The sequence below is a fragment of the Tsukamurella sp. TY48 genome, from assembly GCF_019656655.1.
GTDB lineage: Bacteria > Actinomycetota > Actinomycetes > Mycobacteriales > Mycobacteriaceae > Tsukamurella > Tsukamurella strandjordii.
This window is the reverse complement of the sequence record NZ_BPMV01000001.1, coordinates 1,797,206-1,810,748: the sequence shown is the minus strand read 5'-3', so window position 1 is coordinate 1,810,748 and position 13,543 is coordinate 1,797,206. Positions and strand designations below refer to the sequence as shown.

The following is a 13,543-nucleotide window of genomic DNA, read 5'->3' as shown; positions in this document are numbered from 1 at the left end:
CCGCGGGAGGAAGCGATGTCGCTCGAACTGAGACAGTTGCGGTACTTCCTCGCGGTCTCCGACGAGATGCACTTCGGCAGAGCCGCCGCCAGGCTTCACGTTCAGCAGTCCGTGGTGAGTGAACAGATCCGGAGACTCGAACGGGAGCTGGGAGTCGAGCTGTTCGACCGCAGCCGACGATCGATCACCGTGACGGAGCACGGATCGCGTCTCATGCCGCACATCCGTCGCATCGTCGAGGACTGCGATGAGCTCCCGTTCCTCGCCGAGTCGAGTAGCGACAGCGACCACCGACTGCGCATCGGAGTCGGGCTGGGGATGGGGCGGCGATTGCCGAGCATCCTTCGGCGCCTCGCCGAATCGGGTTACTCGACGACCACGGTGTACGCAGCACCGGCCGAGCGGTGCAGGATGGTCGATGCGGGAGAGCTGGACGCGGCCCTGGTCCGGGGGCGGGTGCGCAACAGCGCCGTTGCGGCACACCATGTGTGGAACGACAGAATGGAGGTCGCCCTCGCGGCGAGCCATCCGCTGGCGGGGCGTGATGAGCTCGAGCTCCGCGATCTCGCCGAGTACCCGGTGGCACTGGGACCCGAGGACGGCAACCCGGCACTTCACGCCACCCTGCTCGGCGCCATGGCGGCGGAGGGCCTGACTCCGCGGCGAGGGATTCCGTTCACGTCGCCCGAGGTGACCTTCGCCGAGATGGTCGCGCATGCGCACAACACGTGGACGGTGATGTACCAGGAGTTCGAGGCGACGCAGGGCTATGAGGGCATCGTGAGCTCGCGACTGGCGAAGCCGATCACGCTGGCTGCTTTCCTGGTGACCGCCAAGCGCGATTCTCCGCGTCACCAGGTGATCCTGGACGCGTGCCGCCGCTCGAGGGTGGAGAGGCGTCCCGCCGGAGCGGATGAGATCTAGGCGATTTCGACGAGGACGCCGCTGAAACTGAACCCGCCCCCGATTCCGATCAGCATGACGAGATCACCACTGATGACATCACCGTCGTCGAGGAGGCGATTGAGGCCCTCGATCTGATCCGCTGCCCCCATGTGCCCGAGCTTCCGACCCGCGGGCCAGGTCGTGCGCTCACGGGTGATTCCGAACTTCTCCCGACGCGAGTTCCAATCGACAAGTGTGTTACCCGAGTTGGAGAACACGAATCTCTCGATATCACCTGCCTTGCAGCCGGCGTCGGCCAGGAGCGTGGTGATCACCCGCTCCATGCCGCGGTCCAGCACGCGGACGATGTCGTCGCGGTCCGCGCCGGTGCTGAAGTACTCCTTCAACCGGATACGGAGGTCGACCGGTCTTCCGTGCGCCCAGCTCTGATCGCCCCACTCGGACGTGCCGCGGTACATACGTTCGTGGCCGACGTCCCCGATGGCGCAGGTGGACAGCACGCGGGCGACCCCGGTGCCGGAGTTCGATAGGACGAGTGCCACAGCGCCGTCTCCGCGCGGGAGGCCCTTGTCCGAGTTGTACCGGTCGAAGTCCGGGAGGGCGTAGCGATCGGCCGCGGTGATGAGTGCGGACTCCGGATGGTCCGAGGCCGTCAAGACGCGCGACAACAGGTGGATCGCGGACATGGCGCCGTTGCAGTTCTGCTTGATCTCCAGGGGAGACGCCTGGCCGCCGACCGTCTCGGCCTGGATGTAGGGCGTCGGCGACCAGTAGTCCAGACCTTGGTACGCGGTCGAGGAGTGCGAGACGTAGGTGAAGTTCTCCTCGGCAGGGTCGATCTTGGCGAGTGCCAGACGCGCGGCCGCGATCGCGGAATCGACAGGGGCGCGATGGGATACGGCGAGGGATTCGTAGCCGTCCGCATCGGCCTCCTTCGCCGAGTAGAGCCCGGCCTGCACCGCCTGGTCCATCGGGATGAGCTCTCCGATCACGGCGCCGGTCGACTTGATGACGATGTTCGAGTACATGGCGTTCCTCGCTCTCTGGCGGTAGGTGGCCGACGGTTTCAGCCGCCGATCCCGACGGTCTGGGGTGTGGTGCGCGCGGCTCGCTCGGCGACGACCGCTCCCGCCAATCCGACGAGGCAGATCGCCGCGATCGTGGCGCACGCGGCCGCGGTCCCGCTGAAGCCCGTTCCGTCGACGAGCCGCGATGCGATGACCGCGAGCGCGAGCCCGATGCCGGCGCCGATCTGCCGCGCCGACGAGCCCGCGGCCGAGATGACGCCCGGCAGTTCGGACGAGATCGGTAGGTGGCCGAGAAGCGCCATCGCGGCGGGGAAGAGGTAGGCGCAGGCCACGGCCCACACCAGCATGATGCTGAGGACGATCGCGAAACCTGCGCCGGCGGCGTACGCGACGCTGAGTGCGAGGAAGGCCAGCGCCGAGCCCGTGAAGCAGGCGGTCACCACTCGAGCGGGTCCGAAGCGGTTCAGGGCACCGGGAACGGCCCTGCGTGAGAGAACTATCGACACGACCGCGAGGGGCAGGAAGCCGAGGCCGGCCGAGACCGCGCCCCAACCGAGTCGATCCTGCAGGTACTCGGTGTACTCGTAGTAGCCGGCGCCGAGCATCCCCTGGGCGGCCATCAGCGCGATCGCGACGCCCAGGAATCCGCGATCGCGCGCTGCCCGCGGGGGGAACAGGGGAGAACGGGCGGATCGCTCCCACCGCAACCAGACGGCACCCACGACGATCCCGGCGACGAGCGCCCCACCTCCCGCGAGTGAGAAGAAGCCGGCTTCGGGGATCGATGCGAGGGAGTAGATGATCAGAACGGAGCCGATCGTCGCGAGGATCGCGCCGAAGACATCGAAGTCGTTCCACCGCGCGAGGGCATCCGGGGGCAGGAGCGCGGCGGCCAGCGCGATCGCCAGCACGGCGAAAACGGTGTTGACCCAGAACACCGACGGCCACCCCAGGAGCCCGGTGAGCACACCACCGAGCGCGGACCCCGCTGCCAGGCCGATCGCGGTGGCTGCGCCCCAACCGCCGAGCGCTCGGTGGCGTTCGGCGGGATCGCTGAACGCCGCGTAGATCAGGGCGAGGGAGGCGGGTGTGGCGAGTCCCGCGCCCGTCCCCTGGACGAAGCGGCCCAGGATCAGGAGGAAGGCGTCGGCGCCGACGGCGCTGATCAGGCAACCGAGTCCGTACAACGCCATTCCCGCCATGAGGATGCGACGGGAGCCGACCCGATCCGACAGGCGCCCGCCCAGGATGAGGACGCCGCCGACAGCGACGGTGTACGCGGTGACGACCCATTGCAGGCCACTGCTACCGATGTTCAACTCGGAGCCGATGGTGGGCAGTGCGACGAAGACGATGTTGTAGTCGATCGCGATGATGAACTGACACGTGCACGCTACGGCGAGCACCGCAGCGGGTGTTCCCCGCGCCCCCGCGATCCGCCGGCCGGCCCGAGTGAGTACCTCACTCATGATGAATCACGGTCTTGAGGTGAGGAGTCCCGCGGTAGTTCGCGAAGACACCTTCCACGGCGGCGGCGTCCGTGAACGGGACACGCTGGGTCACCATCTCTGCGGCGGGAACGATGCCGCGGCGGATGAGTTCCATGGCCTTGTCGATCACCAGGGCCGTCATGTGCATCGGGTACGAGCGGACGTCGAACGATGCCGAGACGATCCGGAGTCCCTTCGACAGCATCAGCCAGGTGTCGAGCAACTGCCGGGTCTGTGATGCACCGTAGAGCACGTACCTACCGCCGGGCTTGAGCGCGAGCATGGCATTGCGCCGCGGGCAGGCCGCCGGGTCCGCGACGTTGAGCGGCGGGAGGCAATCGAAGACGTAGTCGTAGGTGCTCTCCGGAACGGCCGCGAGTTCGTCCGGCAGGTACGCGTTGTCCGCGAAGAAGTGCGAGGCCTGCGCCGTGCGCGCAGGGACGGCGTCCGTGGCGTCCACGCCCGACGTTGCGTACAGCGCCGCGAAGATCGCGCCGGCGATGATGCCGATGGGGCCCGCGCCGAGGACCAGCACCCGATCACCGACCTCCGGCGGGTTGCGGAGGATGGATCGGAGCGCACCGGTCACCGGTTCGATGAGCGAGGCGTGATCGTCTCCGATCTCGTCGGGCACGACTACGGCGGCGGCCCGAGCGTCGTCCATGAAGTCGCGCTCGGCGAAGAAGTGGTCGCGCAGCGACTGACGCGCGAAAACTGGACGCAGAGTCTGGTATTGAGCGAGTCCGCCGAAGTCCGACTGGCCCCAGTAGACGATGCGCTCGCCGACGCTGATTCCGGACAGTCGCCGCCCGACCTCGACGACGCGGCCGAGGTACTCGTGCCCGAGGGTCACCGGATACTGCTGAGGAAACAGATTCCCCTCGTAGAACGAGATGTCGGTGGAGCAGATCGAGGTGGCGATCGTGCGCATCAGTACACCGTCTTCCGGTGTGCTGGGGACGGGAAGGCTGCGGAACGAGAGGCTTCCTGGCGCGTCGAGTTGGTATCCGAACATCTCGCCCGTGGGGGTGCGGTGCGGTGTGGCGCTGGGGGATTCGATCAGTGACGACATGCTTGCCCTTTCCTTCGAGCCCGAGGCTGCGGAGAACTCCGCCGCGTCCACAAATGTGAACACTGCCGAGTAGACGTCGCGGGGGAGCCGGCGTCAAGGAATCAGGGAAGTGAGATGTTTCACATTACTAACGGTTGGCAGCGTTGACCTGCCGGTATGCAAGAAACAAGTGTTCACAGAGGCGAACGATGCGGGGCGCGCAGTGGTGTCCGGTCCTCCTCGCGGGCCGCGGGTGCGTCTGCTCATTCCCTGCCGGAGATGACGACACGAGTGTGGAGCAGCCCGTTCTCCATCTGGAGGCCGGACGGCACGATAAGTTGCCCGCATGGAGTTCGAGACCCGCAAGCACCTGCTCCATGCAGGGCTGGAATTGCTGGCCAGGGTGGGTTTCCGCGAGTGGTCGCTGCGTGGCGCCGAGGATGAGGCGGGCGTGCCGCACGGCACCGCGAGGCACTACTTCACGAACAAGCAGGGGCTGGTGGTCGCGATGTTGCGACACATGCTCGATCTCGATCTGCCGCAGATCGGCGAGAGCCCGGTGGACCAGGTCCGCCGGCTGCTGGGTCCGAACGTGGCGCTGACCCGCGCGCGGTACGAGTTCGTGGTCGCCTCGTTCCATGACCCGGCGCTGTCGGCGGAGCTGGTGCGCGGACGCGAGCGCCTGGTGCGGATGTTCGTCGAGCGCGGGCTTTCCGAGGAGATCTCCGTTTCGCTGATCGCGGCGGTCGACGGCCACATCCTCGACTGCATCCTGCGGCGCCGCGCCCTGGACGATCCCGCCACCGACCCCGAGTGGCTCATCTCGCGGATCACCGCGGACAGCGCTGTCGCGCAGGCTCCGAAAACCGCGCAGTAGCCGGCAACGCCGTGGAACGCTGCAGCCCGTGGTAGGCGAATCACCGGTGGTGGCGGTGGGGCCCGCGCTCGCGGTGGTTCTGATCCTCCTCGCGGTCACGGCGATCGCGGTGGCGTACATCGGGCGCACCGGGTACGGGAGTCGGATCGGGTGGGCGGTCGTCCGGGCGACGGTCCAGTTGATCCTGCTGGGCCTGCTGGTCGCCGCGATCATGGACAGTCTCGCGCTGAGCGCGGCGTTCATCGCCGTGATCGCCGCGGTCTCGTCGTACACCGCGGCCGCACGGATCGTCGGACGGCGCCCGCGGCCGCGCGACGCCGCGCTGACGGCCACCGCGGTCGCCGTACCCGCGCTGGTGGTCGTGGGGGTGTTGTTGGCGCTGGGGGTGATTCCGCTGCGCGGCATCGCGATCATCCCCATCGCCGGGATCGTGATGGGTGGCGCGATGGCGGCCGCGGGGCTGGCGGGACGCCATGCGCGCGAGGCGATCACGGCGCGCTGGGGCGAGGTGGAGGCAGGACTGGCGTTGGGACTCCCGGCACCGTTCATCCGGTGGGAGGTGTGCGGCCGCAGCGCCGGCGCAGCGATCATCCCGCATCTCGACCAGACCCGCACCGTCGGTCTGGTCTCGATCCCCGGCGCCTTCGTGGGCATGATGCTGGGCGGGGCGTCGCCGGCCGCGGCCGCCGCGATGCAGCTGCTGGTTCTCGTGGCGATCCTCTGCTGCGGGTCGATCGCCGCACTGCTGGTGTGCCGGTACGTCGCCGAGGGCTGGTACGGACAGTTCCGGCCCGACGCATCGTCTCCACCCGCGGATTCCGGCTAGTCCTCCGCGGGGGCCGAGGGGGTGCGCGGCGCGAAGACGAACGAGGTCACCGCTGCGACACCGACGATGACGGCGACCACGACCATCGACGCGGAGAGTCCGTCCATGAAGGCCGTGCGCACCGCTTCGGCCAGACCGTTCCCGGCGGCGCCGAGCTGTGCGGCGACGGCCAACCCGCCCGCCGCGGACTCGCGGGCCACCTCGGCGGCGTCGGCCGGGAGCCCCGACAGGTCCGGCAGGCTCGCGGTGTAGTTGGAGCTGTACACCGCGCCCATGAGGGCGATCCCGATCGCCGATCCGACCTCGCGGGTGGTGTCGTTCATCGCCGAGGCCACGCCCTGCTTGCCGAGCGGTAGCGAGCCCACGATGGCGCTGGTCCCGGTCGAGCTGGCCAACCCGATTCCCAGGCCCGCGATCAGCAGTCCGGCCAGGAACGGCAGGTAACCCGAATCGGCGTTCATCGTGGAGATCGCCATGAAGCCCGCGGCGAGCAGCACGAGCGCGACCCCCATCGTCACGTTGAGGCCGATCCGGTCGACGATCTTCGGTGTGGCCAGCGATACCGGGACCACTACGAGCGCAACGGGAATCAGCGCGACGGCGCTGATGAAGGGGCTGAACTCGACGATCAGCTGCAGGTACTGCAGACCCACGAACAGGAATCCGAACAGCGCCATGAACTGCACCAGGATCACCACGGCGCCCGCCCGGAAACCCGAGATGCCGAACAGGCGCGGGTCGAGCAGCGGATGCTCCGTGCGCAGCCCGGCGATGACGTAACCCGCGAACGAGACGACGCAGACGGCGAGGGAGGCGATGACGATCGGCTCGGTCCAGCTCTTCTCGTTGCCCTCGATGATCGCGAAGACGAGGGTGCCGATCCCGACGGTGGTGAACAGCGCGCCCAGGAGATCGGGACGGTGCTTCTCCTCGTCGCTGGTGTTCTCGGAGAGCAGGAGCGCGGCGATACCGGCGGCCACGGCCAGCGCGGCGCTGACGTAGAAGATCGACGTCCACGACCACACCTCGAGCATGGCGCCGGCGCCGACCAGTCCGATGATGGCGCCGGCGGAGGCGAACCCGGACCACACCGCGACGCCGCGGGCCCGCTGCTCGGCGGGGAAGGAGGCGGTGATGGTGGAGAGCGTGCCGGGCATGATCATCGCCGCGCCGAGTCCCATCACCACCCGCCAGACGATCAGTTCACCGGCGGAGTCGGACATTCCGGCGAACAGCGCGCCGATCGCGAAGACGACGGTGCCGGCGATCAGCACGTTCCGCCTGCCGTACCGGTCGCCGAGGGCGCCCAGCGGCAGGACCAGGGCGGCGAGCGCCACGGTGTAGGCGTCCGCGATCCATGTCAGCTGGGCGTTGCTCGCGCCGAGGCTCACCGCGAGCTCGGGCATCGCGAGGTTGATCGCGGAGACCGAGGCGACCACGAGGACGAGCGACAGGCACATCGAGAACAGGACGCCGGCGGTGCCGCGGCGCGGGCCCGCCTGTACGCGCCCGGGGGCGGACGGATCGGTGGTCATGGGGACTCCTTCGAGGGACGCACATAGTGATGACAAGATCAGAACTGAAGAAATCATCACATACTTCGATCCGCGTGTGCAAGACTTGAGCGCACGGAATGTCAGAAGTGACGTTCCCATCACTTTTGATCGAGAGGGAGGTCGCGCCGATGAACGACGTGGTTCCGGAGGCGCCCACCGGCCGCCTCGCGCAGCGCAAACTCAAGACCCGGGCGGCCCTGGTGGCGGCGGGTCAGCAGCTGCTGTCCGAGGGGAGGCCCGATGTCGCGGTCTCCGTCATCACGGAGCTCGCCGATGTGGGGCTCGGCTCCTTCTACAACCACTTCGCCACGAAGGAGGAACTCTTCGTCGCGGCGACCGAGGCCGCCGCCCAGGAGATCGTGGCCGGGCTCGACGCCCTCACGACGGAGGTCACCGACCCCGTCGAGCGATTCGCCACGAGCCTGCGGCTGATCGGGCGGATGCACCGTCGGTTCCCGCAGCTGAGCGCGATCCTGCTGCGCACCGGCACCGCGATGCTGAGCACCACCGGCGAATTCATGCGCAGCCCCCGCCGGGACATCGAGCAGGCGGTCGAGGCGGGCCGGTTCACCGTCGCCGATCCCGAGCTGGCGCTCGCCGCGACGGCCGGGTCGATTCTCATGCTGGGGCAGTTGCTCGTCGACGATCCCGAGCGCGACGACGAGGCCTCCGCCGACGAGCTGGCGCGATCGATGCTCGTCATGCTCGGGATCGACCCGGACGAGGCGGCCCGCGTCAGCACACTCCCGCTCCCCGCGCACTGACTCCCATCCATTCCGGGGTTCGCGCCGAATACAGGACAACGGCGACTGCGCCGGGTCGGCGACGAGCGACGAGGAGTGGACGATGCAGCAGCAGAAGAACCGGGAGTGGGCACCGGAGGATGCCGCGACGACCGCGGCCGGTTCCGGCGGGACGAGACCGATCGCGCTGCTGGTCTCGCTGATCTGCGTCGGTGCGGTCGCCGCGATCGGCGGGGCGGCGTCGGCGGATGCCGCGCAGGAGTACGGCCGGCTCGCACAGCCCTCGTGGGCGCCGCCGAGCTGGCTGTTCGGACCCGCGTGGGGCGTGCTCTACCTGCTCATGGCGGTCGCGGCCTGGCTGGTGTGGCGCACCGAGCCCACCTTCGGCAATCGCGCCATCCAGCTCTACGGCGCACAGCTCCTGGTGAACCTCGCGTGGTCGCCGCTGTTCTTCGGGGCCGAGCAACGAGGGTGGGCGCTGGTGGACATCCTGGTCCTCGACGTTCTCGTCGCGGCCACGATCGCCGCGTTCTGGCGCAGGGACCGCCGCGCGGCCGTTCTCCTTGTGCCCTATCTCGCGTGGATCCTGTTCGCGACGGCGCTGAACTTCTCCGTCTGGTCGCTCAATGCCTAGGCCGGCCGGGAACGGGAGGACGCCGGCGGAGGACGCCGCGGCGGCGAAGGGGCGGGGCGGGCGTCCGCCGAGGCTGAGCCGCGAGAGCATCATCGCCACCGCCATCGACATCATCGCCGACGAGGGCTTCGGCAGGCTGTCCATGCGGTACCTCGCGGATCGCCTGGGTACCAGCCCCATGGGCATCTACTACTACTTCGATTCGAAGACGGATCTGCTGGGTTTCATGCTCGCGCACGGCGCGAACCGGACCGCGGCCGAGGAGCCTGCGCGCGATCCCCGCGATCGCATCGTGCAGCTGTCCCTCGCCCTCGCCGAACATCTGTCGGCGCACTCCTGGGCGGTGTCCGCCCTGCTCAGCGGCGAGATCGGCGACGACTTCACCGAGCGCTCGCTCGACGAGCAGCTGATCGCCGCCCGGGAACTGGGATTGGACGAGGACGACGCCCGGGCCACCGTCCAGGGACTGTGGCGGATCGTGGTGGGCCAAGTGGTGGTGCGCCCCATGCGACCGCAGGGCGTCCGCGAGACCGTGTCGAGCTACCTGGAAGGGCGGCTGCGCCGCACCGTCGCGGTCGCGACCGCGCCATGATGGTGTCAGCGCCGCCCCGAAGGGCTGCGTGACCGGGTCGACCGACTGCGAGGAGTTGCACCATGAGCAAGGACATGCGCGCCGTCGTGATCGACGAGCCGGGCCCGCCGGAGGTGCTGCAGCTGCGGACCCGGCCGACCCCGGAGCCGGCCGCCGGTGAGGTGCTGATCCGCGTGAAGGCCTTCGGCCTGAACCGATCCGAGCTGCATTTCCGGCAGGGGGTGGCCACGAACGGCTCCTTCCCGCGGATACCCGGCATCGAGGCGACCGGCGTGGTGGCGGCCGATCCGTCGGGTGCGCTCGCGGAGGGAACACAGGTGGTCACCCTGATGGGCGGGATGGGGCGCGAATTCGACGGCGGCTACGCCGAGTACGTCGCGGTGCCCGCCGGACAGGTGATCCCGTTCGCCAGCGAGCTGCCGTGGGAGCAGCTCGGTGCCGTGCCCGAGATGCTGCAGACCGCCTACGGATCGCTGTACACGGGTGTGCGCGCGGCGCCCGGGCAGAGCCTGCTGGTGCGCGGCGGTACCTCGTCTATCGGCATGGCACTGATCGTGCTGGCCAAGCGCGACGGCCTGCGGGTGTACGCCACCACCCGGCGCGAACAGGCCCGGGCCCGGCTCGAGGAACTCGGTGCCGACGGTGTCCTCATCGACGACGGTGCCGTGGCCGAGCAGGTCCGCGCACTGCACGGGGACGGGGTCGACGGTGCGGTCGAACTGGTGGGAGCCGACGTTCTCAAGGACACCCTGCGGGCCGTGAAGCCCGGCGGCACCGTGTGTTTCACGGGCATGCTCTCCGACCAGTGGACCATCCCCGACTTCTACCCGATGGACTGGCTGCCCAACGGCGTCCGGCTCACCGCGTACTCGGGCGGCTCGGCCGATCTCCCTGCCGCGGTGCTCCAGGACTTCCTCGATGCGGTCGCAGCGGGTACCGCCACGATCCCCGTCGGCACCGTCTACGGGATCGACGACATCGTGCGGGCCCACCGCGATATGGAGGCCGGAACGGTGGGCGGGAAGGGCGTCGTCCTGCCCTGATCACCAGGCCGCGACGAAACCCGCCAGCAGCACGGCGAAGGCGCCGATCTCGGCGCCGATGAGCGCGATCATGAAGCCGCGCACCCCGGGTGCGGGCGGCGCCAGCTGGTTATCGGTGTCGCGGCGGTATCCGTGCCAGCAGTAGCTCCCGATCGCGGCCACGAAGAAGAAGGTGAGCACCGCGGAGGCGGCCAGGTTCACCACCGTCGGCCAGGCGCTGAGCTGGACGAAGACCGCGGTGAGCGCCAGCGCGAAGGAGTACATCAGTGCCGCCCGGTGGGCGATGTCCACGTACACGTGGGCGTGGTGTTCGGGCGAGGTCATGATGCCGTGGTACTTCCACACCCCAGGGCCAGGGCCCAGAGGAAGACGAGGCCCGCGGCGAGCAGGGTGAGGCGGGTGTCGATCCCCAGAGCGGTTACCTGGAGCTGCGGCATCGTCGACGTCCTTCCGGGAGCGCGTGGGTACTGCCATGATCGCAGGAGTCCTCGCAGGCTGTCCGAGACGTCCCGGTTTGCGCCGTAATGACCGTCTCGCCCAGGCAATGTCATGAGATATACAGGTTCCGATCAGGCTGTGGACGCGGAATTGAACCTATAGTTCATTCATGAGAAGCACTCTCGGATCGCGCCTCCCCTCCGTGGCCGACGGCGCGGCGGGGGACGAGTATCTCGTGCGACCGGCCCGGCTCCTCGACTACCGCTCCTGGCGCGCTACCCGGATGGCGAACGAGCGGAGGCTCGCCCCGGCCTTCGGCAGCCCGGACCGGCTCTGGTCCGCCTTGAACACGCGGTCGGCGTGGTTGGAGCGTTTCGGCCCGGTGCCGGGCCTCTCCCGCCGGGGGAGGTCGCTGACCTACGTGGTGGTCGCGCGCGATCCGCGGGGGAACGAGCGGATCGTCGGCGAGGTCGGGATCTGCGGGGTGGATCCGGTCACGGCCTCCGGCGAAATCAGCGTGTGGGCGACGGACCTCCCCGATGCGGTGATGCCGTGGGCCACCGCCAGCCTCGTGGCGGCCGCCTTCGCTTCCGAGCACCGATTGGATCGGGTGGTGGCCCCCGTGGCCCGGAACAACCCCGGACCGTGCCGCATGTTCGAGGCGGTGGGGATGGAGCGCCGGGCCGTCCGGCGGGCGCTGCGCGAGTACGACGGTGCGCCGCGCGACCACGACATCTGGGTCATCGAGAACACTCCTGCCACCCGCGCCGCGCTGCACGATCTCGCGGCGTACTCCGCACCGGGTGCCCGCTCCGGCGACTGACCGCATCTCGGGGCGGAGCTGGGACCGAGCTGTGACGGTACTGAGGAGTGCTCGCAGCACGCCGGCAGCATCATCGTCGGCATGCTCTGCCCAGACCCTTCCGAGCCCTCGCACGCGCGCGCCTCGGTGGATCGCCTACCCCGGGAACTGCGCACCGTGCTGCTCCTGCGGATCGTGGCCGGGCTCAGCGTGACCCGGTGTGCGGAGGTCCTGCAGCTGACCGAGGAGGAGGTGCGATGGCACCAGCATCGCGCGCTCGATCGGTTGCGCGCGAACTTCTCCGACCGGTGACGCGATTCACTATGTGATAGGCGCGCACGGCGGATTGTTCACTCCATACGTGTACACAAAGTGCGGAATCTGCCAGTGCAGCACGGGAAATCGTTGTTCCGTATGATCGCCTCCGTGCCTGGCGAAGGAACCCCCCGACTTCGCGCCGCGGTCGCCTCGACCCTCGGCGCGGCGTGGGCTGTGTCGGGCACGGCCTTGATCGCCGTGATGGTTGCGATCGCCGCCGGCGGCGCCACCTACGCCCTGCGCGCACCGGCCGCGCCCGCTGCCTCGCCGCAGAAGACGACCGGTGCGAGCACCGATGAGAACGTCCGGGTGGCGCTCAAGGCGGCCGACGATTCGCGGGTCATCTTCGGCCTGTTGTCAAACGCCGTCACCTCCTCGTCGAGCGGGCTCGCCGCGGCGATGTCCGGGGTGCCGCAGATCTTCGACAGCGTCGACACCGCCCGCGCCGGTGCGGCGGAGGTCGTGGCGGGGCTCGAGGAGACCGCCACCACCCAGGCGGCGCTCAACGAGGTCACCGAATCGGCGGGGGCGTGGGCGAACACCCTCGACCAGGTGCAGGGCGTCTCCGGTCTCTCGGTGGCCGTCCGGTCGAGTTCGACCCGGCTGCGTCAACAGCTCGTCGAGAACCCGACCCCGGGTTCGCACGAGACGGTGGAGCAGCTCGACCACGTGCTCGCCGCCACCGACGGTCTCAAGACCCTCGAATCGGTCGATCAGCTCAAGAGCTCGCTCACCTCGTTGACCACGCTCTCCGGCAGGTCGGCGGGCGCGCTCGCCTCCGCGCGCAGTGCCGCGCACCGGCTGCACGACGGCCTCGCGACGATCGCCCACGCCCGGCCCGATGCCGAAGCGGCGATGAACAATCTGTCCACCGGCACCAAGCAACTGGGCATCGCTCTCAAGTCCATCGACGATCAGCTCGCCCTGATCCAGACCCGCCTGCAGGCGGAGTCCCGCGATACGGAGCAGCCGGTGGCCGCCGTCGCCACCGATGATTCCACGCGGCTGGCCTGGGCCCTGTTCGCCGCCGGCTCGGCGGGGGCGCTCGCCTACCTGGTGGCGCTCGCGGTGCACCAGCGGATGCGCCGTGCCCCCGTTCCCGCAGGCGCCCCCGAGGCGCCGCTCGCCGATCTGGCCCGGGCGATCAGCGAGATCCCCACGCCCTCACACGGATTCCCGCGCCCGGATGCGCACAACACCGATCCGTGGCTGCCCGTCCAGTTCGCCCGGGAGAAGTAG

14 protein-coding genes and 1 pseudogene are annotated in these 13,543 nt (G+C 69.2%); 10 read left to right on the top strand and 5 right to left on the bottom strand.

The window, feature by feature from the left end:
• Positions 1-15 precede the first annotated feature (15 nt).
• Positions 16-924, top strand: coding sequence for a LysR family transcriptional regulator (locus tag TTY48_RS08795; protein WP_220657136.1), 909 nt, complete (start codon positions 16-18; stop codon positions 922-924).
• On the opposite strand, the gene TTY48_RS08790 is transcribed toward TTY48_RS08795, so the two are convergent.
• From TTY48_RS08790 to TTY48_RS08780, 3 genes are read right to left on the bottom strand one after another with little or no spacing between them, the layout of a single operon-like run.
• A complete protein-coding gene (locus tag TTY48_RS08790) occupies positions 921-1,934 on the bottom strand; it encodes a 3-oxoacyl-[acyl-carrier-protein] synthase III C-terminal domain-containing protein (RefSeq protein ID WP_220657135.1) in 1,014 nt (337 codons plus the stop codon). The genes TTY48_RS08795 and TTY48_RS08790 overlap by 4 nt on opposite strands.
• Before the next feature lie 38 nt (positions 1,935-1,972).
• On the bottom strand, positions 1,973-3,403 hold the full coding sequence (locus TTY48_RS08785; protein ID WP_220657134.1) for an MFS transporter: 1,431 nt from the start codon (positions 3,401-3,403) through the stop codon (positions 1,973-1,975).
• A complete protein-coding gene (locus TTY48_RS08780) occupies positions 3,396-4,496 on the bottom strand; it encodes a zinc-binding dehydrogenase (RefSeq protein ID WP_255585592.1) in 1,101 nt (366 codons plus the stop codon). The genes TTY48_RS08785 and TTY48_RS08780 overlap by 8 nt, the downstream gene beginning before the upstream one ends.
• Before the next feature lie 325 nt (positions 4,497-4,821).
• Here TTY48_RS08780 and TTY48_RS08775 point away from each other — a divergent pair, with 325 nt between their 5' ends.
• Both TTY48_RS08775 and TTY48_RS08770 read left to right on the top strand, forming a co-directional pair.
• The gene (locus TTY48_RS08775; protein ID WP_220657133.1) at positions 4,822-5,352 is read left to right on the top strand and encodes a TetR/AcrR family transcriptional regulator; all 531 of its coding nucleotides are present in this window, start codon (positions 4,822-4,824) and stop codon (positions 5,350-5,352) included.
• A gap of 28 nt (positions 5,353-5,380) precedes the next feature.
• Positions 5,381-6,178 carry an ABC transporter permease gene (locus TTY48_RS08770; protein WP_220657132.1) on the top strand — a complete coding sequence of 266 codons (798 nt, stop codon included), beginning with the start codon at positions 5,381-5,383 and terminating at the stop codon, positions 6,176-6,178.
• On the opposite strand, the gene TTY48_RS08765 is transcribed toward TTY48_RS08770, so the two are convergent.
• The gene (locus TTY48_RS08765) at positions 6,175-7,713 is read right to left on the bottom strand and encodes an MFS transporter (RefSeq protein WP_220657131.1); all 1,539 of its coding nucleotides are present in this window, start codon (positions 7,711-7,713) and stop codon (positions 6,175-6,177) included. The genes TTY48_RS08770 and TTY48_RS08765 overlap by 4 nt on opposite strands.
• A gap of 149 nt (positions 7,714-7,862) precedes the next feature.
• Here TTY48_RS08765 and TTY48_RS08760 point away from each other — a divergent pair, with 149 nt between their 5' ends.
• The 4 genes from TTY48_RS08760 (at position 7,863) to TTY48_RS08745 (ending at position 10,746) form a co-directional block, all read left to right on the top strand.
• The gene (locus TTY48_RS08760; protein ID WP_220657130.1) at positions 7,863-8,498 is read left to right on the top strand and encodes a TetR/AcrR family transcriptional regulator; all 636 of its coding nucleotides are present in this window, start codon (positions 7,863-7,865) and stop codon (positions 8,496-8,498) included.
• 82 nt (positions 8,499-8,580) lie between these two features.
• On the top strand, positions 8,581-9,111 hold the full coding sequence (locus tag TTY48_RS08755; RefSeq protein ID WP_220657129.1) for a TspO/MBR family protein: 531 nt from the start codon (positions 8,581-8,583) through the stop codon (positions 9,109-9,111).
• Complete coding sequence (locus tag TTY48_RS08750; protein WP_220657128.1) at positions 9,104-9,703, top strand: TetR/AcrR family transcriptional regulator; 600 nt, start codon at positions 9,104-9,106, stop codon at positions 9,701-9,703. The genes TTY48_RS08755 and TTY48_RS08750 overlap by 8 nt, the downstream gene beginning before the upstream one ends.
• Positions 9,704-9,765: 62 nt before the next feature.
• Entirely contained in the window at positions 9,766-10,746 is a 981-nt protein-coding gene (locus TTY48_RS08745) for a zinc-binding alcohol dehydrogenase family protein (RefSeq protein WP_220657127.1), read from the top strand.
• On the opposite strand, the pseudogene TTY48_RS08740 reads toward TTY48_RS08745, so the two are convergent.
• Positions 10,747-11,183, bottom strand: a pseudogene (locus tag TTY48_RS08740) (hypothetical protein).
• Positions 11,184-11,353: 170 nt separating this feature from the next.
• Here TTY48_RS08740 and TTY48_RS08735 point away from each other — a divergent pair.
• The 3 genes from TTY48_RS08735 to TTY48_RS08725 all read left to right on the top strand — a co-directional run bounded on the left by TTY48_RS08735 (position 11,354) and on the right by TTY48_RS08725 (position 13,543).
• A complete protein-coding gene (locus TTY48_RS08735; protein ID WP_220657126.1) occupies positions 11,354-12,007 on the top strand; it encodes a GNAT family N-acetyltransferase in 654 nt (217 codons plus the stop codon).
• 81 nt (positions 12,008-12,088) lie between these two features.
• Positions 12,089-12,298, top strand: coding sequence for a sigma factor-like helix-turn-helix DNA-binding protein (locus TTY48_RS08730; protein WP_220657125.1), 210 nt, complete (start codon positions 12,089-12,091; stop codon positions 12,296-12,298).
• 114 nt (positions 12,299-12,412) lie between these two features.
• Positions 12,413-13,543, top strand: a complete 1,131-nt coding sequence (locus TTY48_RS08725) for a hypothetical protein (RefSeq protein WP_220657124.1) — start codon at positions 12,413-12,415, stop codon at positions 13,541-13,543.